Source organism: Paenibacillus sp. FSL M8-0142, assembly GCF_038597315.1.
In the GTDB taxonomy this organism is placed as follows: domain Bacteria; phylum Bacillota; class Bacilli; order Paenibacillales; family Paenibacillaceae; genus Paenibacillus_AQ; species Paenibacillus_AQ lactis.
The window spans coordinates 2,158,778-2,180,422 of the sequence record NZ_CP152008.1 but is presented as its reverse complement, the minus strand read 5'-3'; the positions used below and the strand labels follow the sequence as shown (position 1 = coordinate 2,180,422).

Here is a 21,645-nt window from a genome sequence, read left to right as displayed (position 1 = left end):
GTAAATCCAGGACAAAATCCGTTTTAATTGTTGAGGTAGGTTCCATGACAGTCTAATGGGCCACAACCCGGGACACAGTATAAAACGAGAGATCGGATAAAATCCCATCCTATGAAGGCTTTCAAAGCATCAAAATGGGCAGCATGATGCCCGAAAGCACACATGCTGCCCTGAACAAGCCGTTAACTTAGGTGAGCCGAACATCGACCACACTATGCCTGCAGAGTTCGCCCCGCCCAGGTTCAACGAAATGTTAAGGCCGTTAGCATCGTAAAACAGTCCTACCACGTCACCGGCATTCAATTGTACGTCCCCGGCTAACGCAACATCCCCGCTGCCGAGTACGGCCCGAAGTGTCAGCACAAGGGCGACGTTGACATTCAAGACGGGAAACAGGCCGCTAATCAGGTTCGTTGTTACCGGTGAAGTCCGCCGAGCCACAAAGGCCGGATTCACGCCAGCGCCAAGGGAAACCGTGAGGGCTGTGGTTGTCGAATAGTTTATGGTTGCCTTGATCGCATATCTGCCCGTTACCGGAACGGTGAAATTCCCCGTCACTGGATTGAAGGCTGCATCCGTATAGTATGGTGATGTCACTGTCCAGTTTGTTAGCTGTGAGGATGTCGTTAAACTAAGTGTCGGCAAAAATGCCGAAAAACCAGTCTCTGCGAGACTAGGGCCCGTAAGCCCCGTGGCACCAGTTGCCCCTGTTGCACCGGTGGCACCGGTTACTCCGGTCGCTCCTGTTGCTCCGGTCACTCCTGTTGCTCCGGTCACTCCGGCTGCTCCTACCGCTCCGGTCGGACCCGTTGGCCCCGTCACACCGGTCGCCCCCGTGGCGCCTGTTGCTCCAGTCTCGCCTGTCGCTCCCGTTGCGCCTGTTGCTCCGGTGGCTCCAGTTACTCCGGCTGCACCTACTGCCCCGGTCGGGCCCGTTGGCCCCGTCTCACCTGTCACCCCCGTGGCGCCTGTTGCTCCAGTCTCGCCTGTTGCCCCCGTCGCTCCAGTTGCTCCGGTTTCGCCTGTCGCTCCGGTCGGACCCGTTGGCCCCGTCTCGCCTGTCACCCCTGTGGCGCCTGTTGCTCCAGTTGCTCCTACCGCCCCAGTCGGACCCGTTGGCCCCGTCACGCCCGTCACTCCCGTGGCGCCTGTTGCTCCAGTCTCTCCTGTTGCCCCCGTCGCTCCCGTCACTCCGGCTGCACCTAATGCCCCGGTCGGACCCGTTGGCCCCGTCACGCCCGTCACTCCCGTGGCGCCTGTTGCTCCAGTCTCTCCTGTTGCCCCCGTCGCTCCCGTTGCTCCCGTCACTCCGGCTGCTCCTAATGCCCCGGTCGGACCCGTTGGCCCCGTCTCACCTGTCACCCCTGTGGCGCCTGTTGCACCAGTCTCACCTGTTGCCCCCGTGGCTCCTGTAGCTCCCGTCACTCCGGCTGCTCCTACCGCCCCAGTCGGGCCCGTTGGTCCCGTCTCACCTATCCCCCCCGTGGCGCCTGTTGCACAAGTCTCGCCTGTCACTCCCGTAGCGCCTGTTGCTCCAGTTGCTCCCGTCACTCCGGCTGCACCTACTGCCCCGGTCGGGCCCGTTGGCCCTGTCTCGCCTGTCACTCCAGTGGCGCCTGTTGCTCCAGTCTCGCCTGTCGCTCCCGTGGTTCCTGTAGCTCCGGTCACTCCGGCTGCTCCTACCGCTCCGGTCGGACCCGTTGGCCCCGTCACACCGGTCGCCCCCGTGGCGCCTGTTGCTCCAGTCTCGCCTGTCGCTCCCGTTGCGCCTGTTGCTCCGGTGGCTCCCGTCACTCCGGCTGCTCCCGCCGCTCCGGTCGGGCCCGTTGGCCCCGTCTCGCCCATCACCCCTGTGGCGCCTGTTGCTCCAGTCTCGCCTGTCGCTCCCGTGGCTCCGGTCACTCCGGCCGCCCCTACCGCCCCGGTCGGGCCCGTTGGTCCCGTCTCACCTGTCGCCCCCGTAGCGCCTGTTGCTCCAGTAGCTCCTGTTGCTCCAGTCTCACCTGTTGCCCCCGTCGCTCCAGTTGCTCCCGTCACTCCGGCTGCACCTACTGCCCCGGTCGGGCCCGTTGGTCCCGTCTCACCGGTCGTCCCCTTGGCACCTGTTGCTCCAGTCTCGCCTGTTGCTCCGGTGGCTCCCGTTACTCCGGCTGCACCTACTGCCCCGGTTGGGCCCGTTGGCCCCGTCTCGCCTGTCACCCCTGTGGCGCCTGTTGCTCCAGTCTCGCCTGTCGCTCCCGTGGTTCCTGTAGCTCCGGTCACTCCGGCTGCTCCTACCGCTCCGGTCGGACCCGTTGGCCCCGTCACACCGGTCGCCCCCGTGGCGCCTGTTGCTCCAGTCTCGCCTGTCGCTCCCGTTGCGCCTGTTGCTCCGGTGGCTCCCGTCACTCCGGCTGCTCCCGCCGCTCCGGTCGGGCCCGTTGGCCCCGTCTCGCCCATCACCCCTGTGGCGCCTGTTGCTCCAGTCTCGCCTGTCGCTCCCGTGGCTCCGGTCACTCCGGCCGCCCCTACCGCCCCGGTCGGGCCCGTTGGTCCCGTCTCACCTGTCGCCCCCGTAGCGCCTGTTGCTCCAGTAGCTCCTGTTGCTCCAGTCTCACCTGTTGCCCCCGTCGCTCCAGTTGCTCCCGTCACTCCGGCTGCACCTACTGCCCCGGTCGGGCCCGTTGGTCCCGTCTCACCGGTCGTCCCCTTGGCACCTGTTGCTCCAGTCTCGCCTGTTGCTCCGGTGGCTCCCGTTACTCCGGCTGCACCTACTGCCCCGGTTGGGCCCGTTGGCCCCGTCTCGCCTGTCACCCCTGTGGCGCCTGTTGCTCCAGTTGCTCCTACCGCCCCAGTCGGACCCGTTGGCCCCGTCATGCCTGTCACTCCCGTGGCGCCTGTTGCTCCAGTTGCTCCTACCGCCCCAGTCGGACCCGTTGGCCCCGTCATGCCTGTCACTCCCGTGGCGCCTGTTGCTCCAGTCTCGCCTGTTGCCCCCGTCGCTCCCGTTGCTCCCGTCACTCCGGCTGCACCTACTGCCCCGGTCAGACCCGTTGGCCCCGTCTCACCTGTCACCCCTGTGGCGCCTGTTGCACCAGTCTCACCTGTTGCCCCCGTAGCTCCGGTGGCTCCCGTCATTCCGGTTGCACCTACTGCCCCGGTTGGGCCCGTTGGTCCCGTCTCACCGGTCGCCCCCGTGGCGCCTGTTGTTCCAGTCTCGCCTGTCGCTCCCGTTGCGCCTGTTGCTCCGGTCACTCCGGCTGCTCCTACCGCCCCGGTCGGACCCGTTGGCCCCGTCTCACCTGTCGCCCCTGTAGCGCCTGTTGCACCAGCCTCGCCTGTCGCTCCCGTGGCTCCTGTTGCTCCGGTGGCTCCCGTTACTCCGGCTGCACCTACTGACCCGGTTGGGCCAGTTGGCCCCGTTGCACCCGTTTGACCTGTTGGACCCCTAACACCTGTTGCACCGGTCGGGCCTGTGGCACCGGTTGGCCCCGTCTCACCTGTGGCTCCTGTGACACCCGTAGCTCCGGTTACGCCAGTTGAACCAGTTGCGCCTGTCGCTCCGGTCACTCCCTTCGGATCCATTGGATTGCAAGAGCCGCATGGTGCATGATCGCCACGAACCAGCGACAGCACCTGACTTAATTTATTGTGCAGCGCCAACTGCTTCTTGGTCAGCTCCTGAATGGTCTGCCGGATGCTCTCATTAACCTTCAGAACATCCGTAATCGATGAGGGAGGCCCTGTAACTCCAGGGATCGTGCCCAGCACAAACTGCAGTTTCTCCCCTTCTGCATGAATGATGTGACTTAACCCCAGCTCCTCCATTGCGATGGAAGTCAGCAGCTGATTAATGGCTTTCTCCCGATCCGGCACAGCACTTGGATTGACTTTCGATGAACTGTCATCCCGCATACGGCACCTCCCGTCACTCCATTACGCGCAAGCAATGCCTACAATCGAAGATACCGCTAACTTTAATCCTTCAACAAGGCCGCAATCTGATTGAATTTCATCTGCAGCATCATTTCCCGCATCGTCACTTCCTCCATTAGACTTCTGGCAGAAGCCTGCACCGCCATGTAATCTGGAAAGGATAGATCTCCCGGGGGATTGGAGCCCGGATGCAGCGTACCGGCAATGTACTGCAGCTTCTCAGCCTCCGCGTTGATGATATGGGCAAGGGCCATTTCTTCTATAGCGATGGAGGCAAGCAGCCGCAGTACGCTTTGTCGGATATCCGCAGAAATGTCCATGCCGGACGAAAGCTCCATCCAGCTCATTCCAATCCCCCTTTGTCACCCTTCGTATTGCCCGTCAGAGCACAGCACAGGTCTATTTTAGCTTCAACAATATATTGGTATATGGAGAGGACATGCCCATCCGCGCTTCCTTTGAGGCTGGTCGATTCATGACTCCTGGTCCGTCCTGCTCGAAGGGCTTGTATGCACGAAACATACTCACGAAATGCTGCCTCCGCAGCCTCAATCGATGACACCAGCTCCTTGACCACGAAAAGCTCGGCATCATTGCCCGCTGAATGCTTCATCGGCTACTCCTCATCCTCATCATCTTCATCCCATTGACCACCCAGCTCCATGACGTTCTCTAGCTTGCGGAGAAGCAGCCACTCCTTCATGACAATGACATCCATCAGCTTCGCTGCCTGATTGCCAAGCTTGATGAGGTCGGCACGGGACATATCGACCCGCTTGCCGGACTGCCCAAGAACGGCTTTTATTTTATCCGCCTCCGCATGCATCAAATGCGCGATAGCATTTTCCTCCATGGCGATGGATTTCAATAAGTCGATAATGACCTGCTCTCTGGTCGGTCTGAATTTCTCTTCGGGAATAAGCGGCATGCTCAAGATATGACCCCCTTCGAGGAATGAAGTCAGCATCGCACGGGTGGATTAACGACGAGTCATTCCCATCTATTATTAGCCTATTGGCTGCCAGGCGCCGATATTCGCGGATATTGCCCCGAAATCGCATGGTTCCACATCTCTTCAGGTTCAGATCACTGGCGGAGATGAATATATCTTTAATATTTAAAGAAGGTTGGAAGCGAGGGAATGGCGATTGGTCAGTATCAGTCTGTGCATGATTGTCAAAGACGAAGAGCAGGTCCTTCACCGCTGTCTGTCGTGTGTATCGCATATCGTGGACGAAATCGTCATTGTGGATACAGGCTCAAGGGATGGCACCAAAAACATTGCCCGCTCGTTCACGAACCGGGTCTACGATTTTGAATGGATCGACGACTTTGCAGCCGCCCGGAATTATGCCTTCAGTCTGGCCTCCAAAGACTATATTCTCTGGCTGGATGCAGACGACGTGCTGCTCGAGAATGATCAACAAAAGCTCCGCCATTTGAAGGACACGCTGGATCCGAGCACCGATTCTGTGACCATGCTTTATCACCTGCGTACCGATGAATATGGCAACGTTACCTTCAGCTTGCGGCGCAACCGTCTGGTTAAGCGGAGCCGGGATTACCGCTGGATCGGTGCGGTCCATGAGTATTTGGAGGTGTACGGAAACATCATTCACAGTGACGTGGCGATTACCCATGCCAGCTCGGAAATCGACACGGACTCCGGCAGAAACTTGCGGATCTATAAGAGGCTCGAGGCATCCGGCGAGGCGTTCACACCGCGTGATTTGTTCTATTATGCAAATGAATGGAAAGATCACCGCAACTTCCGGAAGGCGATTGAATATTACGAAAAATTTCTAGAGACCCAATCAGGCTGGATCGAGGACGTTTTGGCAGCCTGCAGCAGGCTGGCAGATTGCCATCATGAGCTCGGCGACGCTCAGGCATCGTTCGAAGCGTCGGTGAGATCGCTGCAGTATGCGGCGCCTCGTCCGGAGTTTTGCTGCCGCATCGGATACCGCTTCTTGGAAAAAGGGGATTACACCACCGCGGTCTTCTGGTATACACTTGCAACCGGGCTTGAGTTGCCCGCTGACCATATGGGGTTTCAAAACGCCTCCTTTCATACTTGGCTTCCCCACCTCCAGCTCGCGGTCTGCTATGACCGGATCGGAAAGTACGAGCTGGCCAATGAACATAACGAGAAGGCATTGTCCTATCGGCCAGAGGATGCCACGATGCTGGCAAACCGGGAGTATTTCCGCAACAGGCTGCACCCAAACGAAAACGACCTATAAGCCAGGAGAAAGGCGGCGCTTGCTATTGACTACGAAACGAATCCGCGTTCTGATCGGCAGTCCTGTCCGGCAGCAGCCGGAAATTTTAAAGTTTTTCCTGGATTCGCTGCTCCGGCTTGATCGGGAACGACTTGAGATTAGCTACTATTTCATTGACGACAATACAGATCGTGATTCCAGCTTGAAATTAAGTGAATTTATACTGCAAAGCCCGCGCGTGATCATTCAAGCTGCCCACCGCCGGGACGAGTACCTGCGTAACGAAACGACGCATTATTGGAATGATTCGTTAATCTGGAAGGTCGCGGACTACAAAAATAAAATCATTCAATACGCGCTTGACCTGCGGTTCGATTATCTATTTCTGCTCGATTCTGATTTGCTGCTGCATCCCGCCACCCTGCAGCATCTAATTGCATCGGACAAGGATATTCTGTCCGAAATTTTCTGGACGAGGTGGCAGCCTGAAGCCAGGCCGCAGCCCCAAGTATGGCTCAAGGACGAGTACACGCAGTGGGTTCAGCATCGGGGAGAAGTCCTGAACGAAGCCCAGAAGGAGGAGCGCTACCAAGCATTCATTCAGCAGCTGACGGAGCCGGGAATCTATGAAGTCGGCGGGCTCGGAGCCTGTACCTTGATCAGCCGGAAGGCCCTTCTCTGCGGTGTCCATTATGCTCCGATTTATAATTTGTCGTTCTGGGGAGAGGACCGGCACTTCAGTATTCGCGCTGCCGCACTCGGCTTTACGTTGTACGTGGATACGCATTATCCCGCATTTCATGTCTACCGGGACAGCGATCTTCCCGATGCGGCGGCCTATATGCAGCATACCGGAGCTGATCCTGACCTGAACAAGGAGGTCCCTCCTCAGCCTCCTCAGTCGGATCCCAGCCTGCCCGGGTCCCGTCTTTTCTCCCCCGTACTGGTTAGCCGCGGCCGGGATCAACCGTCCTTAACGCTGACTATGGTCCTGAAAAATGAAGAAGAACGCTACTTGCGGCAAGCACTGATGCGGCACCGCGAGTACATTCATCAAGCGGTTATTATTGATGACGGCAGCACGGACAATACCGTTGAAGTATGTCTTGAGGTTCTCAAAGGGATTCCGCGCCGTCTGATCGTGAATGAGCACTCCATGTTTCATAACGAGATTGAACTTCGGAAACGGCAGTGGCAGGCATTGACGGAGGTGCAGCCCGAATGGATTTTGAATCTGGATGCCGACGAATGGTTTGAGCCGTGCTTTGCCAAAGAACTGCCGAAGATGTTACGTCAATCCGTCTATGATGTGTTCTGCTTCCGGCTTTATGATATGTGGAGCAACAGCCATTACCGGGAAGACGAATGCTGGCGATCCCATCATTATTACCGGCCGTTCCTGGTGCGTTACCGGCCGGATTTTCACTATGAATGGAAGGAAACCGCGCAGCATTGCGGCCGCTATCCGGCTAACATTCTGGACCTGCCGCATCAGCTGTCCTCTGTCCGCCTTCAGCATTACGGATGGGCGAAGCCGGAGGACAGGCTGAACAAGCTCCGCCGCTACCAGAGTCTCGATCCGGAGGCGCGCTATGGGTGGAGGGCCCAATACGAATCCATTCTGGATGAAGCGCCAACGCTTATTGAATGGTCCGAATCATAGATACCATAGAAGGAAGCGATGAGATATGAAACTGATTCATACGCTGCCGTTTTTCGTTCGCACCGACTCGCGCGAGGAAGATTTGGAGATGGCAGAGCTCGCTTTACGCAGCCTGCGCATTTCCGTCGATGAAGGCATCGTTGTCTATAACCAAGGCTGCCTCTCCAACGAGGAGCTTCGGCGATGGATGCAGCGCCTTGGCCATGCACCCGTAATCCTGGGCGACGGCTCGAACGCCGGCATCGTCCGGGCAAGACAATCCTGCTTCGAGTTTATTTGGCAGGAATATCCGGATGTCGGTTATATATCCGAAATTCATATCGATATGTTGTTCCCTCCCGGCTGGTGCGAGCCGTTGATCCGCTACCTTGTCCGTACCGGCGAGCCGATGGTTTCGCCCGGCATCGTTACGTCGAGCGGTGAGCTTCAGCCTCTTCGAACATTCATTCAACTGCCGGAAACTTCCGGGAAGCTGATCGAAACCCTGCAGCAGATTTCGCGAGGCGATGTGATGGAAGGCTTCGTGCACCCGGTTGTGCATCATGCGGCGACATTACGGGAGATTGGCGGCTATGACCCCCGCTTTCTGCCCGGCAAGCAAGGATACGAGGATGATTCTCTGCTTCTTGGCATGCTCTATTACATGGGAACCCGAACCGGTTGGAGGCCGAAATGCTGTCTGGAGTCATGGGTCTACCACGCCACGATGGCCCAGCGGATGTCACTATCCGGAAGGGAAACCGATTTTTCTAAAAATGAAGAAGGACTGGTTCATCAGTACGGCGCCTACAGATGGAAGCATTTGGCGGATATTCATGGCGGATCGGAGGAGTTTCGGCGTCTGTTCGTTAAATATACGCCGGTTCATGAAGAGGAGGCAGAATCGATGCCAGAGATCGACAGGCAGAAGCGGGTTTGGGATCAGCTGTGGACACAGGAAGTGTCGTATCATTGGGATTCGCTCAGCCAAACGATTTACGATAAGATTCTCGGGGTTATCGGAGAAATCCGGAACAAGCGTATTCTCGAAGCAGGCTCAGGCACCGGGAAAATCTCGCTCCGCCTTGCATCCGAAGGAGCCGAGGTCACGTTGGCGGATTATTCCGAGCAAGCGATCTATCAAAGTCGGAACGCATTCTTAAAAGATCACATTCCCGGCACCTTCGTCGTATCGGATATCCGCAACCTGCAGCTTCCAGATCAACATTTCCATCTTGTTTGGAATGCCGGTGTGCTTGAGCATTTTCAGATGGAGGATCGCATCAGGATGCTGAAGGAAATGAAGCGGGTCACTGCGCCGGGAGGCACGATTCTCGTGCTCACCCCTTATGCCGAATGCTTGCCATACCGAGCAGGCAAAGAAGCTGCCGAGCAGCTCGGAACCTGGATGTACGGGGACGAATTTCCGGTATCCTCCCTTAAGGAGGAGTTTGCCGCCAGCGGAATTGCGATGATCCAAGAGGAAAGCATCGGGTTCCTCGAGAGCCTTCCCTTCCTTGATTTCATCCAGGGTGCCCAGATGGTGAAGCACTGGCTGGAGCAGTGGTACCAAGGGCTTTCAAATGAGGAAAAAGCTCGCATCCCCGGCTACCTCCTAGTCAGCATCGGCAGCGTCGAAGACGGCGGTGCCTTCGCCACTGAGGAGCAGATTACGGCACGCAGCTCTTGCGCAGTGAGCCGTCCGGCGCTTTAGGACCACGGTATCGACATGACAAACATCAGGCCAGAACAAACAGCAGCCCGCCTCATAGTTTGAGGCGGGCTGCTGTTTTTCTCTTATTTTACATAAACGGTAATGCTGACGGTCTTCGAATCGAATTTGCCTTTAATTCGGGCAGTTCCTTTGGCAATCGCCTCGATTCGTCCGTTTGTCACTTTGGCAACGCTGGCGTTGCTTGTCGTCCATACGACCTTATCCGCAACATTAGCCGTCGCACCCGTATCATACTCAGCGGTTACCGTAACCGTCTTGATATCTCCCGGCTTCAGGTCCAGCCGCTTGTCGCTGGCGGTCAATTTCTTCAGCTTCGGCACGACATTGACCTTCACCTTAACTTCTTTACCTTGATAAGCCCCCGTAATGGTTGCCGTTCCTTCGGCCACCGCTTTAACCGATGTTCTGGACGTCGTCACGATGGATGTATCGGAAGAGGTCCAGTTCATTTTGGATGAAAGCGAGATGGTCTTGCCGTTGCTGAAATAGCCTGTTGCCTTGATCGATTTGGACTTCTTAATGTTAAGTTCAATCGTTTCCGGCTCTACAACGATCTTGACCACTTCCTGCTCAACGGCAACTGGAATCTTGACATCCTTGTTAAGATAGGTTCCTTTCAGCGTGGTTGAACCCTTGGTCAAGCCTTTAATCGTACCGTCCTTGATGACCGCAGCCGCAGAGGAACCTGTAAGCGACCATTCAACCAGGGAGGTTACATCCTTCTCCTCGCCGTCTTCAAATACGGCGTTCACTTTCGGCAGCGCCTCGGTTTTGCCGATGACCAGCTGGTACTCTTCAATTTCAGGCAATAGAACCAGGACGCGCTCGTTCACCGTAACGCGAACCGTGGCTACCTCTTTCGAACCGATCTTTCCGGTCAAGGTAGCAGTTCCTGCATCGACTGCCTTGAACTTGCTGCTCTCTGCCGTTACCACGTTCTCGTCACTGGAAGTCCAGACAACCTCTCCGCTGAAATCCTTCTTCTCGTTATCCAGGAGAAGCCCCGTAACTTTAGGATAAGATTTGGACTCATCCTTCAGCAGCTCGATATCGCTATCTTCCACTTCGAACTTCGTCACGGTCGGATGTACCTTGACGGTGAATTCCTTGCTGATGCCAAGATAGCTGACCTTAATGGTGGAAGTTCCCGCAGCGCGGGCAGTAAGCACGCCTTGGTCTACCGTAACGGCAAGCGGATTGGAGGAGGTCCATTCTCCGTTCACTTCGATCGAAGAGGTAGCCGCATTACGAACGAGTGTCTTGATTGTCACCGATTCGTTCATAAACATTACCGGATTTTTTACGAAATCAGTCTGATCCAGAATCAACGCTTCATATGGATTGCGTACATACACATCAAGCTTGGCGGTAGTGCCCAGATAGCTGACGCTAATGGTCGCTTTCCCCAAGGCCACCGGCTTCAGCTTGCCGTCCTCCACGTCCGCAACTGCCGGGTTGGAGGATTTCAGCTTGACCTTATCGGTGACATCCGTGCCGAGTCCGCTCTCCGTTTCGGATTGCTTCGCGTACACCTTCAGTTCAATCGGCGCATCCCCGACCAACAGCTCTTGATCTTCACCTGGTACGATCGAAAGCTTCTGGTAAGGAGCGATGACCTTTACGCTGTATGATGCCTTGAGTCCCTTGTACTCTGCCGTAATGGTCGCCGTGCCAAGGCCTTCGAGCGTCAGCTCGCCTTTATTCACCTTCACGACGCTCTCGTCGGAGGAGGTCCATTTGGCTTCTGTGGTTACATCATTTGTCCCGTCGGCCAACGCTTTGACCGTCAAGCCTTCGGTTCCGAGCTTGTACTCGGCTTTGTCGGGCTGATCCAGCTTCAGTTCATCAATGGCGTACTGGACATTGACTTCGATCGTCTTGATGGCCCCTTTATATTTGGCCGTGATTCGGGCCGAACCCTTTTCCAGCGGTGTCAGAAGTCCGCCGTCTACCCGGACGATCCGCGTATTGGAGGAGGTCCATGTCGCTTCATTGGTTACGTCGCGTTTGGATGTCGTTCCTTCAATGTTGGCCAGCACCCGGAGCTGCTCCGTAGTCTCGTTTACGATCAGGTGGATGGTGCTTTCATTCGTATCAAATTCAATGGATGTTACATCCCCGGAGGCGGCGAATACGCTGGTTGGAAAAACCATCGCCAACATCATCACAACGACCAAAGCAAGCTTCGTTGTCTTTCTGTGTAAGCTCATTTATTTCTCTCCTTTGTACCTAGCCTGGGCAAGGCTTTTTTTCCGGTCTATCTGTTATATCGACAGCCCGGGCGTTCATCGTTACCTTCGGAGGGTAAATTGGGCATAAAGTAGGATATGGATTCTGCCTATTCATTCATCGATATCGTTTGATCTACCTAAGCTCAACCTGAATCCCTCCCGCCAGGTCGGGTAACGGGGAACCCAGCCCAGCTGACCGCGGGCCTTCGCGTTAGATGCCCCCCGCTCCCAAGGAGCTTTCCCTTCCTGAAGCTCCGGCATTGGCGCTCCGAGCGCGTCAGCATAGGCAGGAAGCCAATCCGTACCTTTGGCCGGCACGTCATCCACGATGTTATAGATGCCTGACGGCCAATCAAGAGCGAGAGCTGCGGCATTCGCTGCGTCTTCCACATGAAGGAACGACGTCATCGCTTCAGTCGCGGGCACTTCCTGATGCAAGATCCGCTTTGCCATGATTCCGACGCGATCATACCAGGTACCGGGTCCATACAGCATCCCGTAGCGAAGGATGACGTGACGCGGCATCTCGGAAACCGCTTGTTCCGAGGCGCTCACGCCGTCAACGGTCATCCCTCTCGGATCTGGGGCACCGATATCAAGAGGTACCGATTCCGACGCGGGGGAATCCCCCGGCTCATAGGCCCAGGATATGCTCTGAGCGATCATTAGCGGTACCCCTGAGGCCAAGGCGGCATCCACTAAATTGCGCGTGCCGTCCCTCCGTATTCTCGCATTGTCCTCAAGATTCCATTGGCTCAGCGATGTAAGCTGGTGTATGATTGCGTCAGGCTTCACGGTTGCCACGGCCTCCATCACGCGCTCCCGGTCTAAGGCATCGGCAACCACCGCCCGAGCACCCAACTGTTCGATTATGGAGCCGCGTTCCCCGCTCTGTGTCATCCCGGTTACTTCATGCCCTGCACGCAGGAGCTGCGGCAGTAGCAGCCGTCCAATGACGCCTGTTGCTCCGGCAACGAATATCTTCATCTTCTCTCCTCCTCCTTCTGATCTTGAGCCATTTCACCACTTCATTCATCATAAAAGGTCATATGGGATTTGTCGGACCGGTAATATTCCATTCGATCCTGCAATGAACCGGTATGAAATTCGAACATGTGGCCATCGGGATCCAGAAAATAAATCGACTTCTTATCCCGCTCATCTCTTGAGCGTCCCGGAACAATCTCAACGCCAAGCGCTTCCAACCTGGCCAGCGCCGATTCATATTCGCAATCCTCGATCGTAAAGGCGATATGCGTATACGTCCGGTGAATTCGGCTACGATCCGTCTCTTCCTGATTCAGCGCGATCCAAAGACCGTTCAGATCAAAATAAGCGAGCTTCCTTCCTTTTACCAATAGCCTTGCTCCAAATGCTTCCCGATAAAAATCGATCGAACGCTCGAGATCTGAAACCGAGAAGCACAAATGATTAATCGGACTGATGTTCATCCCGTTTCCTCCTGTCCGCTGTTTATAAGCCAAGAATGTCCCGCACTTCCAGAGGCGCATGCAATTTTCGGAAGCCGCTCTCTATATATGTATTGAACCAATAGGCATGGTAAGGCTGCAGGCCGGCATCCCTGGCGCCTCGCAGCTCATCCGATCCGCCGTCTCCCACAAATATGGACTCCTCAGGCGTCACCCCTAACCGTTCGCACGCCATCAGATAGATTTCCTTCTGCGGCTTGGCCATACCGACCTCATAGGAGAAAATAACCTCATCAAAGCAGGATGCCAAGGGGCTTCTGCCAAAGTGAATGACCTCCTCCTCCGTGCAATTGCTGATCAGTCCCAGCTTGATGCCCCGTTTCTTAAGCAGGTCCAGCATTTCCAGAATATCCGAACGAATGGACTGAAAGGGAAGCCCCTTCTCTTCAACTCGCGCCCGATACAGCTGCTCCACATGTTCATGGGGATAGGAGAGGCTTCGCTGCTCCAGAATATCCCGGATCACGGCATGAAAAGTCGGGAACGACCCGTTCATCCTCCGCTCCTGGCGGGCCCTCCATTCCCGCTTGAACTCATCTTGGGAGAGACCCAGCCGATCGGGATCATCCTGCTGCCTCCGGAATATCCGCTTGCCATCCGAAAATTCCGTGATCAAGGTTTCATATAAATCGAATATTGCCGCTCTCACTCTCATCGATCCAACCCCTTTGTCATGATCCGGAATAACCGGCCTCCTGTGGAAGTCTCGCTGGATAATAGCGAGCGGTCTCTTCTAATACTCTATCGTTCTTCTCATCCCATATCTCGCTCAGCTCGAACGTTCCGTCTTGAAAGAACAGCGGGAATCTGCGCTTAAACCAATCCTGCATCGGCAGCTTCAGCGCGTCCTCGATCTCAACCCAGACAAGTTCCCCTTCGGGAGGCTGCTCCAGCAGTTCACCTTCAAAGGAGGTCGCCAAGTAATTAAATACCATGTATCGATGCCCCGAGTTCGGCTCGCAGGATTCCTCCAGCCCTTTGTATACAATGTCCTTTACTATAAGTCCGGTCTCTTCGCGCACCTCGCGGATCGCTCCGTTCACGATGCTCTCCGGAAAATCAACTTTGCCTCCAGGGGCGATATACCCGGGGAATCCCTTCGAATCCGGCCTGTTTAATAGCAGCACCTTGGTACCGTCCTGTACCATGCACATGGTGTAGAGACTCACTTCATTACGCACAGGCACCCTCCCTCTTCTCTTAGATGATTCGCTATTATCTAGTATAACGCCTGGGTCCCCGCCAATAAATTACAAGTTTGATTTAATGAAATTTTTCTCATGATCGAACGCAAAAAAACCAGAGCTCGCTCTGGTTTTTCATCGAATAATGGGTAGGTTAAGCAGTCTATACTTATGCCGCCATCAGCGCTTGCGGCTGATAGCCCCAGCTGTATTGCATCAGCGCATTGGCGCTTGGGGATTGAGCCTGCAGCGGTGCAATGCCGATTGCGCTGACTTCGCTGCTGTTCCATTGGATGAGCCTGACGGCAGTCTCAACATCGCCTGCTTGGTAGGCAATCGCCAATGCTTGCAGGTTTACGGCCATCTCCTCATCCTCCGGCGTGTCCAGAAGCAGCTCTTCTTCGGGGTCCAAGTCACGGAGAACCTTGTGCGCCCGATGAAGTGCAGCCTTCACAGCGCCTTCCGTCGTCTCCAGTATTTGAGCCGTTTCCGCGCTGCTGTACTCATAGACATCCCGAAGCAGCAGCACCGTCCGCTGCAGCGGCGACAAATGCTTGAACAACAATTGAAACGTCACTTCTAAATGGAGCGCATTTTCCTCCCGGGCATCGGATTCTGTGGGGAGGAGCTGCTCCAGCTTATCCTCCAAAATCCGGCGGTAAATGCCCTCCCTGCGCACCCGGTCAATCCAGGTGTTTTTCGCGATTCGCAGCAGCAGCGCCTCGGGGTTCATATGGGTTCGGTCCTTCATATTTTCCAGCACCTTAATCCAGGTATCCTGCATGAGATCATCCGAATCCCAATCAGATCTTGTAAGCGACAGACAGTACCGGTGCAACGTTGCATTCAGCTCCGGGAGGCTGTAACCCGTATCTGATTCTGTGCCACCCGGTCGATAGATGGTCATCGGCGGCCAACTCCTTTGTATACGATTATCGTCAGGTTATCTTATAAGTAAACGAACGAAAGCTGCATATCGTTACTCGGATATCGAAAGTTTTTTTTCTGCTTCTTTCGTACCTTTTTCGCAGGCTGGATCGTTTACTTGCTGAATCACGAAATTTGAATGAATACGGAGGGAAAAGACATGAGCGTAATACCATATGTGGTTGAGCAGACGAGTCGGGGCGAGCGGTCTTACGATATTTATTCCAGGCTGCTGAAGGACCGTATTATATTCGTTGGAGCGGCGATTGATGACGCCGTGGCGAACAGTGTTATCGCCCAGCTGCTGTTCCTGGCGGCAGAGGATCCGGACAGGGATATTCATATGTACATCAACAGTCCTGGAGGTTCCGTATCCGCAGGCTTTGGAATTTACGATACCATGCAGATCATCAAACCACAAGTCAGCACCATCTGCACAGGATTTGCCGCTTCCTACGGCGCGATTCTCCTGCTTGCCGGTGCGAAAGGCAAACGGCTGGCTCTTCCGAACAGCGAGATTATGATCCATCAACCGCTTGGTGGCGTCCAAGGTCAGGCCAGCGATATTGCCATCACCGCCAAACGAATTCTGAAGACCCGCGAGAAGCTGGTTCAAATTACGGCCGAGCGTACGGGGCAGCCAGCCGAACGGGTGGAGAGGGATATGGACCGCGATTATTTCATGACCGCAGAGGAAGCGCTGGAATACGGGATCATTGATGAGATCGTAACCAAGCTGTAATGAAACACGGTTCGATCAGTGAACAACATGCCCCGGTCCATTGCTCACGAGTCCATGGCACTATAAATTAAAGGAGTGAAGCTCACGATGATGCTGAAGCATTTGCTGAAACAACAGGCGGCCGTTCATTTTATTGACGGAGGCTGCGTTAGCGGAGGTACACTTGAGGAAATCGAGGACACATTCATTAAATACAAGGATGAGTATGAAATGCTGTACATTCCGTTGTCCGCGATCCGATACGTAGCGGTCGATACGAAGGAAAGAGACAAAGCCCCGGTCGGATTTACCGCCTCCTAGTCCTTCCTCGGGCAGTGCGGCAAAGCCTTCTCGTCCAGTTTGGTTTACCTTTAGGTTTTAGTATAGCTTAGCTTGAGAATGCAGAGAACCGCATGAACCCTATTTGGGCTCATGCGGTTTTATTGGCATATTGACTATTTTATCGATCAGGAAGGAACGAAGGCGCTTGCGCTCCGGATCGCTGCCGTTCTTCTTGTGAAAGCCGATAAACTGCAGTGCGTGAACCATTGAATAGAAATCGATGACGGCCAGCTGGTCCGCATCGGCGCCCCATTGGGTGCACAACTCCTCGATATAAGGCATGCCAGCAGGACCAATATCGGAAACAACGGCTGTCTGGGTGAGGCCGATCATATACAGCGGATCTCCGTAACAGACCCAGTCGAAGTCCACGATCCCCTGCAGTTCCCCATCCCGTACGATAACATTCTTGATCGTCACATCATCCAGAAAACAGATCGGCCGGACTCTCTTAAAGTAAGGCTCATAATGCTCCTTGATGGAAGCCAGCCTGCCAATAAGCTCCTGGTCGATGTCATCCAGGATATGAGGAAGATGACGATCGTAATCCCGCTCAATGATTTCGGACCAAGAGGCATACGGCCCCGGCCGACCGATGGGTACCCATCCGTAGCCTTTCCCTTCAGGGAGCTTGGCTGCTTGGTGTTGAAATGAGATGATCTGTCCGGCTAACACGCGCATCTGCTCTCTGCTCATAGCAGCAAGCTCGTCGCGCAAATCCTGTCCGGGGATTTTCTCAAGGATCATGTAAGCCCACGGAACCTGCTTCTTGGTAAGATCGACCGCAAGAACAGCTGGTACCGGCAAGCCGAGCCTGGCGAGAATGCTCAAGTTGTTCCCCGTATATGCCAGTACCTCTGGCTCCGTATTCGTCCGGATAATCAACTCCCGGTGAGCGAAGACTGCGGCAAACACCTGATTGGTATGCCCGAACGACATTGGCGTTATAGAGACAGGAATCTCGCCGGACCATACCGTCACTAGACGAATCAGCTGCTCTTCCATTCTCATATCTACTCCCCTAGGTGGTACGACGTAAATGTACGGTTAATAATAAAATATCTTCAGTCAGCTTCTTCCCTGTCCCGCTTCCTGCAAGCATAGGCAAGTCGGTATAGCTCGGCGATATCGTCCCGTCCATTCTGAACGAACCTTCGGACTGCTTCGTCCAGCTCCACGGTCTCCACAGCGATAACCTGCTCGGCTCCCTCCGGGTTAAGCGGCTCGAATGCGAGCCTCACCTCCCCGTAACCGACCGCTCGAACAAAACGGGGGTGCGGAATATGGGGCCGAAACGGGCCGGGAGCGCTCGATTCGCAGTGAAACTGTCCGATCAGCCGGAAGGATTCCAGCTCTGCGCCCAACTCCTCCCTCACTTCCCTGCGCAAGGCATCCATATATCCTTCTCCCGGCTCCAACGTCCCTCCAGGAAGCTCCCAGCTTCCGTCCGCAACCTGAAAGACGACGCACCGATCCCCCGCAAAGGGGAGGATGGTCACATTGCTGACCAAGCCTTCATCGAGCTCGTCGTCGCACACATACCGCGCCTTTACAACGCCCCAATGAATGTCGTTCGATAGTGCCGGATACTGGTCCCAATCGATGTCCCTTTTCATTTGCTGTCCAACCTCCTCCGATCCATGGCTTACCGTTCAAAAACCATTGCGGGTCTATCCTATCCCTGCCCCAAGTCAGTTCCCGTAATGGCGGACCATCAGCACCTGTTCCATGGACGTGGCAAGTCCCAGCTGCTCAAGAGACTGCACCAACGCTTCTTGGGATGCCCGGATATTGAAGGCAGAACGTCTCACCGCAAGCTCAGGCTGATACACCTCCGACAACGCCGAGGCAATGACCCCCTTGACGTCAGCATGGCCAGGGGCTGCTTCACAACGGAACAGCGTAATCGACGCGGGCTTTCCGCTCGGGTCGAAGGCTCGCTTAAACAAAGCATAGCCCACCATTTCCTTCCCTGCATAGACGAGGACGCATTCGCCGTCCTGAATGCAAGGAAGATCATTCTGCCACACATCGCCGGACCGGTAGAAAGGAACCGCTCTCAATTCTCCCGCTTGCCCGCGGGTAACCGTATAGGCATCCGAGGATTCCTGAGCGTTATCTGCTAACGTGCCTTCCGCGGACATGATCAAAAGTCTGTCGATGACGGTATAGCCTACCCGTTCATACAGCTTAATGGCTGCGGCGTTCGTGCTTATTGCTTCCAGATAGGCGCGTTGAATTCCAAGCTCCTCATAAAGCTCCGAATTTCGCTCCATCATGGACAAGCCAATGCCTTTGCCGCGGTATTCCGGTGCAACGGCCGTTCCTCCGTTCCACGCCAGCTTCTTCCCATCTACCTCCCGGAAGCTGTTCATGACGATGCCGGCCGGGTGCCCGTCCACAAAGCAGGCAAGCGACCTTTCCATACACAGTCCTAAATGGCTTGCTCGGGCAATAAAACGGTCAAGCGGCATGGATGCCTGGACCATATAACCTTCGAACGAGCGATTCCATATCTCGGAGGCTTCCTTCACCGGAAGCTCGCTCAGCGGTTTATACGTAATCATGCGATAAATCCCCCTTCATAAGCAGCATCAGCGATGCCGATGTAATTGTTCTCTATTCAAAGAACATGCAGGAAAAGCAACGAGGCATAGGAAGCCGACCGCTGTTCTCCTGCATGTGTACAAAATTTCTATTAGAGCTTTGTATCGTCCACGCTATCAAGCCAAGCCTCAATGCTGCCGATGACCGACGTGACACAGCCGTCCTCGAACGGCGAGATCAATCCCGCAACCTTCACCAGCTCCGTGAAGGACTTGCTGCCGCCTTGACGGCACAGATGGAGGTAATCCTTCCATGCTTCCTCACGGTTCTCATGCATCTTCTTCCAGAACTGGAATGCGCAGATTTGGGCCAGCGTGTAATCGATATAATAGAACGGGGTGTTGAAAATATGCCCCTGCTTATGCCAGAAGCCCCCTTGCTCCAAATAGGCGTTATCCGCGTAATTGCGGTGAGGCAAATATTTGCGCTCGATTTCGCGCCATGCCTGCTTCCGCTCAGCCGGCGTCGCATCCGGGTTCTCGTAGACGAAATGCTGGAATTCATCCACCGTCACGCCGTACGGGATAAAGATCAACGCGCTTGCCAAATGTTCGAAGCGGTATTTGTCGACTTCCTCCTTGAAGAACAGATCCATCCACGGCCAGGTGAAGAACTCCATGCTCATCGAATGAATCTCGCAAGCCTCATAGGTCGGGAAGCTGTACTCCGGCACGGCGAAGCTGCGGCTCTCGTAAACTTGGAAGGCATGCCCCGCTTCATGCGTAAGCACGTCGATATCCCCGGACGTACCGTTGAAGTTGGAGAAGATGAACGGCGCCCCATATTCGCTGATATAGGTACAATATCCGCCGCTTTGCTTGCCCTTCTTCGCAACGAGGTCCATCAGGCCGTTCTCCTGCATAAAGGTGAAGAATTCCTTCGTCTCAGGGGACAGCTCGGCATACATCTTCGCTCCGTTCTCAACGATCCACTCGGGATCCCCCTTCGGCGTTGCATTTCCCGATTTGAACGCAAAGTTCTCATCATAATACAGCAGCTGGTCTACGCCAATCCGGTTCTTCTGCCGTTCCTTGAGCTTCGATGCTACAGGAACGATATGCTCCAGTACCTGGCTCCGGAAGTTCGCTACCATCTCGGCATTGTAATCGGTGCGGGCCATCCGTGCATAGCCGAGCTCAACATAATTCTTGAAACCCAGCTTCTTCGCGATTTTCGTTCTGACCTTGACCAGATCATCATAAATGCGATCGAAGGTCTCCTCGTTCTCAGCCATAAAGCCGCTCGATGCTTCCATGGCGCGTTTGCGCATATCGCGATCCGTCGATTGCTGGAACGGAATCAGCTGGGACAGCGTGCGTTCCTCGCCCTCGAACTGGATTTTGGCGGAGGCGATCAGCTTCGCATATTCCGTCGTCAGCTTGTTCTCCTGCTGCAGGTCCTCAATCACCTCAGGGCTGAACGTCTTCAGGGAGAGCTCAGCCAGCTGGAACAGCTGACGGCCCCATTTCTTCTCCAGCTCGCTGCGGAACTTGGAGCCGACCAGCGCCCGATAATAATCCGTAATATATTCCTGAACGACCGGACCGTTCTCATCGAAGAAGTCCTGCTCCGCTTTATAGAATTCGTCGTTGGTATCGATCGAATGCCGAACGCTTGCGATCTGCTGGAGCGTATCGAACTCGCTGCGAAGCTTGTTGATTCCTTTCATTGCCTGATCCTGCTCTTCATATGATCCGGCGGATGTGAAGGCATCCAGCAGCTCCTTAAATTTCTGTTCGAAAGCTTTGACGTCAGGCCGCTCGTAGTGATACTCGCTAAATTTCATGACATACACCTGCCCTTTCCATATAAAAAATACAACGATTCATCCATTCGGCATCTAAACGATAAAGTTATAGAACCCAAACGATTGTAATTTCGATACAGGTAGGGCATTATCCTGCTGACGTTCTTCGAAATTATGCGGAAGGTGACCTGGCTTTAATATGGCTTACGAAAGTGTCTTCAGACCGATTGCAGAAACCAGAATCAGTCCGATGAACAAAAGCCGGCGTCCTTCCTTCGGTTCCCCGAAGGCAAACATTCCGAGCAGCGTACTTCCGGCCGTCCCCATCCCTGTCCATATGGCATAGGCGGTGCCCATGGATATCTTTGTCATGGACAAAGTCAGCAGCAGGAAGCTGGAGCCCAAGGCGATTGCCAGAAAGAGATACGAACCGAGCGTGCGGTTAAGGGTTACCCGTCTCAGTGCGATAACGCCAAGCACTTCACACAGGCCGGCTCCGACCAGGGCGATCCATTCCATTACGCATCAGCCTCCTTTCCGCCCGCCTCGGAATCCTTCGTGACCAGCTTAAGCCCAAGCACGCCTGCCGCCAGACCTGCAATGAACAGGAGTTTCAGCGGGTTGGCCTGTTCTCCGAATACGAGGATCTCAGCGATGACGGTCCCTGCCGTTCCGAGGCCTGTAAAAATGACATATACGGTCCCGATCGGCAGCTTGGCCGCCGATTCAAGAAACACCTTGAAACTGAATATTATGGAGGCGACGGTTATCAGCCAGTGCCACCACAGCTCGGAATGCTTAAGCCCCGATACCCACACGACCTCCAGAGCGCCAGCAAGCAATAAAAGCCACCATGCTTTTCTCATCTTTACACTCCCCTCC

General features: G+C 55.0%; 21 protein-coding genes. 5 read left to right on the top strand and 16 right to left on the bottom strand.

What is annotated here, in order from left to right; all coding sequences use genetic code 11:
* Window positions 1–129: 129 nt before the first annotated feature.
* From NSQ46_RS10380 to NSQ46_RS10365, 4 genes are all read right to left on the bottom strand, one after another.
* Complete coding sequence (locus tag NSQ46_RS10380) at window positions 130–3,894, bottom strand: collagen-like protein (protein ID WP_342576758.1); 3,765 nt, start codon at window positions 3,892–3,894, stop codon at window positions 130–132.
* Between the two features lie 62 nt (window positions 3,895–3,956).
* Window positions 3,957–4,262, bottom strand: a complete 306-nt coding sequence (locus NSQ46_RS10375) for a hypothetical protein (RefSeq protein WP_007133279.1) — start codon at window positions 4,260–4,262, stop codon at window positions 3,957–3,959.
* The gene (locus NSQ46_RS10370; protein WP_007133280.1) at window positions 4,259–4,528 is read right to left on the bottom strand and encodes a hypothetical protein; all 270 of its coding nucleotides are present in this window, start codon (window positions 4,526–4,528) and stop codon (window positions 4,259–4,261) included. The genes NSQ46_RS10375 and NSQ46_RS10370 overlap by 4 nt, the downstream gene beginning before the upstream one ends.
* A gap of 3 nt (window positions 4,529–4,531) precedes the next feature.
* On the bottom strand, window positions 4,532–4,843 hold the full coding sequence (locus NSQ46_RS10365; RefSeq protein WP_244152812.1) for a hypothetical protein: 312 nt from the start codon (window positions 4,841–4,843) through the stop codon (window positions 4,532–4,534).
* 220 nt (window positions 4,844–5,063) lie between these two features.
* On the opposite strand from NSQ46_RS10365, the gene NSQ46_RS10360 reads away from it, so the two are divergent.
* The 3 genes from NSQ46_RS10360 to NSQ46_RS10350 are packed head-to-tail and all read left to right on the top strand — an operon-like array spanning window position 5,064 to window position 9,493.
* Complete coding sequence (locus tag NSQ46_RS10360; RefSeq protein WP_007133282.1) at window positions 5,064–6,158, top strand: glycosyltransferase family 2 protein; 1,095 nt, start codon at window positions 5,064–5,066, stop codon at window positions 6,156–6,158.
* A gap of 25 nt (window positions 6,159–6,183) precedes the next feature.
* The gene (locus NSQ46_RS10355) at window positions 6,184–7,800 is read left to right on the top strand and encodes a glycosyltransferase (protein WP_341342198.1); all 1,617 of its coding nucleotides are present in this window, start codon (window positions 6,184–6,186) and stop codon (window positions 7,798–7,800) included.
* A 25-nt stretch (window positions 7,801–7,825) separates the two neighbouring features.
* Complete coding sequence (locus tag NSQ46_RS10350; RefSeq protein ID WP_342576757.1) at window positions 7,826–9,493, top strand: class I SAM-dependent methyltransferase; 1,668 nt, start codon at window positions 7,826–7,828, stop codon at window positions 9,491–9,493.
* An 83-nt stretch (window positions 9,494–9,576) separates the two neighbouring features.
* On the opposite strand, the gene NSQ46_RS10345 is transcribed toward NSQ46_RS10350, so the two are convergent.
* The 6 genes from NSQ46_RS10345 to NSQ46_RS10320 all read right to left on the bottom strand — a co-directional run bounded on the left by NSQ46_RS10345 (window position 9,577) and on the right by NSQ46_RS10320 (window position 15,326).
* Complete coding sequence (locus NSQ46_RS10345) at window positions 9,577–11,724, bottom strand: Ig-like domain-containing protein (RefSeq protein WP_342576756.1); 2,148 nt, start codon at window positions 11,722–11,724, stop codon at window positions 9,577–9,579.
* Between the two features lie 132 nt (window positions 11,725–11,856).
* The gene (locus NSQ46_RS10340; RefSeq protein WP_342576755.1) at window positions 11,857–12,732 is read right to left on the bottom strand and encodes an NAD(P)-dependent oxidoreductase; all 876 of its coding nucleotides are present in this window, start codon (window positions 12,730–12,732) and stop codon (window positions 11,857–11,859) included.
* A gap of 41 nt (window positions 12,733–12,773) precedes the next feature.
* A complete protein-coding gene (gene fosB, locus NSQ46_RS10335) occupies window positions 12,774–13,196 on the bottom strand; it encodes a metallothiol transferase FosB (protein WP_210094727.1) in 423 nt (140 codons plus the stop codon).
* A 22-nt stretch (window positions 13,197–13,218) separates the two neighbouring features.
* Window positions 13,219–13,890, bottom strand: coding sequence for an HAD family hydrolase (locus NSQ46_RS10330; RefSeq protein ID WP_342576754.1), 672 nt, complete (start codon window positions 13,888–13,890; stop codon window positions 13,219–13,221).
* Between the two features lie 16 nt (window positions 13,891–13,906).
* The gene (locus NSQ46_RS10325; RefSeq protein ID WP_050953988.1) at window positions 13,907–14,389 is read right to left on the bottom strand and encodes an 8-oxo-dGTP diphosphatase; all 483 of its coding nucleotides are present in this window, start codon (window positions 14,387–14,389) and stop codon (window positions 13,907–13,909) included.
* Between the two features lie 199 nt (window positions 14,390–14,588).
* Window positions 14,589–15,326: an RNA polymerase sigma factor gene (locus NSQ46_RS10320; protein ID WP_007127989.1), complete on the bottom strand. Its 738-nt coding sequence runs from the start codon at window positions 15,324–15,326 to the stop codon at window positions 14,589–14,591.
* A 180-nt stretch (window positions 15,327–15,506) separates the two neighbouring features.
* Here NSQ46_RS10320 and clpP point away from each other — a divergent pair, with 180 nt between their 5' ends.
* The gene (gene clpP, locus NSQ46_RS10315; RefSeq protein WP_007127988.1) at window positions 15,507–16,088 is read left to right on the top strand and encodes an ATP-dependent Clp endopeptidase proteolytic subunit ClpP; all 582 of its coding nucleotides are present in this window, start codon (window positions 15,507–15,509) and stop codon (window positions 16,086–16,088) included.
* A gap of 87 nt (window positions 16,089–16,175) precedes the next feature.
* Entirely contained in the window at window positions 16,176–16,388 is a 213-nt protein-coding gene (locus tag NSQ46_RS10310) for a hypothetical protein (protein WP_007127987.1), read from the top strand.
* A gap of 99 nt (window positions 16,389–16,487) precedes the next feature.
* On the opposite strand, the gene NSQ46_RS10305 is transcribed toward NSQ46_RS10310, so the two are convergent.
* The 6 genes from NSQ46_RS10305 to NSQ46_RS10280 form a co-directional block, all read right to left on the bottom strand.
* Window positions 16,488–17,420, bottom strand: a complete 933-nt coding sequence (locus NSQ46_RS10305; protein ID WP_007127986.1) for an aminoglycoside phosphotransferase family protein — start codon at window positions 17,418–17,420, stop codon at window positions 16,488–16,490.
* A gap of 53 nt (window positions 17,421–17,473) precedes the next feature.
* Window positions 17,474–18,025, bottom strand: a complete 552-nt coding sequence (locus NSQ46_RS10300) for an NUDIX domain-containing protein (protein WP_007127985.1) — start codon at window positions 18,023–18,025, stop codon at window positions 17,474–17,476.
* 75 nt (window positions 18,026–18,100) lie between these two features.
* A complete protein-coding gene (locus NSQ46_RS10295; protein WP_007127984.1) occupies window positions 18,101–18,976 on the bottom strand; it encodes a GNAT family N-acetyltransferase in 876 nt (291 codons plus the stop codon).
* Between the two features lie 131 nt (window positions 18,977–19,107).
* Window positions 19,108–20,802: a M3 family oligoendopeptidase gene (locus NSQ46_RS10290; protein WP_007127983.1), complete on the bottom strand. Its 1,695-nt coding sequence runs from the start codon at window positions 20,800–20,802 to the stop codon at window positions 19,108–19,110.
* 165 nt (window positions 20,803–20,967) lie between these two features.
* Window positions 20,968–21,282, bottom strand: a complete 315-nt coding sequence (locus tag NSQ46_RS10285; protein WP_007127982.1) for a multidrug efflux SMR transporter — start codon at window positions 21,280–21,282, stop codon at window positions 20,968–20,970.
* Window positions 21,282–21,629, bottom strand: coding sequence for an SMR family transporter (locus NSQ46_RS10280; RefSeq protein ID WP_007127981.1), 348 nt, complete (start codon window positions 21,627–21,629; stop codon window positions 21,282–21,284). Before NSQ46_RS10280 ends, NSQ46_RS10285 begins: the two co-directional genes overlap by 1 nt.
* Between the last annotated feature and the right edge of the window lie 16 nt (window positions 21,630–21,645).

Excerpts from the sequence above, each read along its gene's own strand:
- NSQ46_RS10380 (WP_342576758.1), bottom strand. The coding sequence starts at position 3,894 with ATGCGGGATGACAGTTCATCGAAAGTCAATCCAAGTGCTGTGCCGGAT.
- NSQ46_RS10375 (WP_007133279.1), bottom strand. The coding sequence starts at position 4,262 with ATGAGCTGGATGGAGCTTTCGTCCGGCATGGACATTTCTGCGGATATC.
- NSQ46_RS10370 (WP_007133280.1), bottom strand. The coding sequence starts at position 4,528 with ATGAAGCATTCAGCGGGCAATGATGCCGAGCTTTTCGTGGTCAAGGAG.
- NSQ46_RS10365 (WP_244152812.1), bottom strand. The coding sequence starts at position 4,843 with ATGCCGCTTATTCCCGAAGAGAAATTCAGACCGACCAGAGAGCAGGTC.
- NSQ46_RS10350 (WP_342576757.1), top strand. The coding sequence starts at position 7,826 with ATGAAACTGATTCATACGCTGCCGTTTTTCGTTCGCACCGACTCGCGC.
- NSQ46_RS10345 (WP_342576756.1), bottom strand. The coding sequence starts at position 11,724 with ATGAGCTTACACAGAAAGACAACGAAGCTTGCTTTGGTCGTTGTGATG.
- NSQ46_RS10340 (WP_342576755.1), bottom strand. The coding sequence starts at position 12,732 with ATGAAGATATTCGTTGCCGGAGCAACAGGCGTCATTGGACGGCTGCTA.
- fosB (WP_210094727.1), bottom strand. The coding sequence starts at position 13,196 with ATGAACATCAGTCCGATTAATCATTTGTGCTTCTCGGTTTCAGATCTC.
- NSQ46_RS10330 (WP_342576754.1), bottom strand. The coding sequence starts at position 13,890 with ATGAGAGTGAGAGCGGCAATATTCGATTTATATGAAACCTTGATCACG.
- NSQ46_RS10325 (WP_050953988.1), bottom strand. The coding sequence starts at position 14,389 with ATGTGCATGGTACAGGACGGTACCAAGGTGCTGCTATTAAACAGGCCG.
- NSQ46_RS10320 (WP_007127989.1), bottom strand. The coding sequence starts at position 15,326 with ATGACCATCTATCGACCGGGTGGCACAGAATCAGATACGGGTTACAGC.
- clpP (WP_007127988.1), top strand. The coding sequence starts at position 15,507 with ATGAGCGTAATACCATATGTGGTTGAGCAGACGAGTCGGGGCGAGCGG.
- NSQ46_RS10310 (WP_007127987.1), top strand. The coding sequence starts at position 16,176 with ATGATGCTGAAGCATTTGCTGAAACAACAGGCGGCCGTTCATTTTATT.
- NSQ46_RS10305 (WP_007127986.1), bottom strand. The coding sequence starts at position 17,420 with ATGAGAATGGAAGAGCAGCTGATTCGTCTAGTGACGGTATGGTCCGGC.
- NSQ46_RS10300 (WP_007127985.1), bottom strand. The coding sequence starts at position 18,025 with ATGAAAAGGGACATCGATTGGGACCAGTATCCGGCACTATCGAACGAC.
- NSQ46_RS10295 (WP_007127984.1), bottom strand. The coding sequence starts at position 18,976 with ATGATTACGTATAAACCGCTGAGCGAGCTTCCGGTGAAGGAAGCCTCC.
- NSQ46_RS10290 (WP_007127983.1), bottom strand. The coding sequence starts at position 20,802 with ATGAAATTTAGCGAGTATCACTACGAGCGGCCTGACGTCAAAGCTTTC.
- NSQ46_RS10285 (WP_007127982.1), bottom strand. The coding sequence starts at position 21,282 with ATGGAATGGATCGCCCTGGTCGGAGCCGGCCTGTGTGAAGTGCTTGGC.
- NSQ46_RS10280 (WP_007127981.1), bottom strand. The coding sequence starts at position 21,629 with ATGAGAAAAGCATGGTGGCTTTTATTGCTTGCTGGCGCTCTGGAGGTC.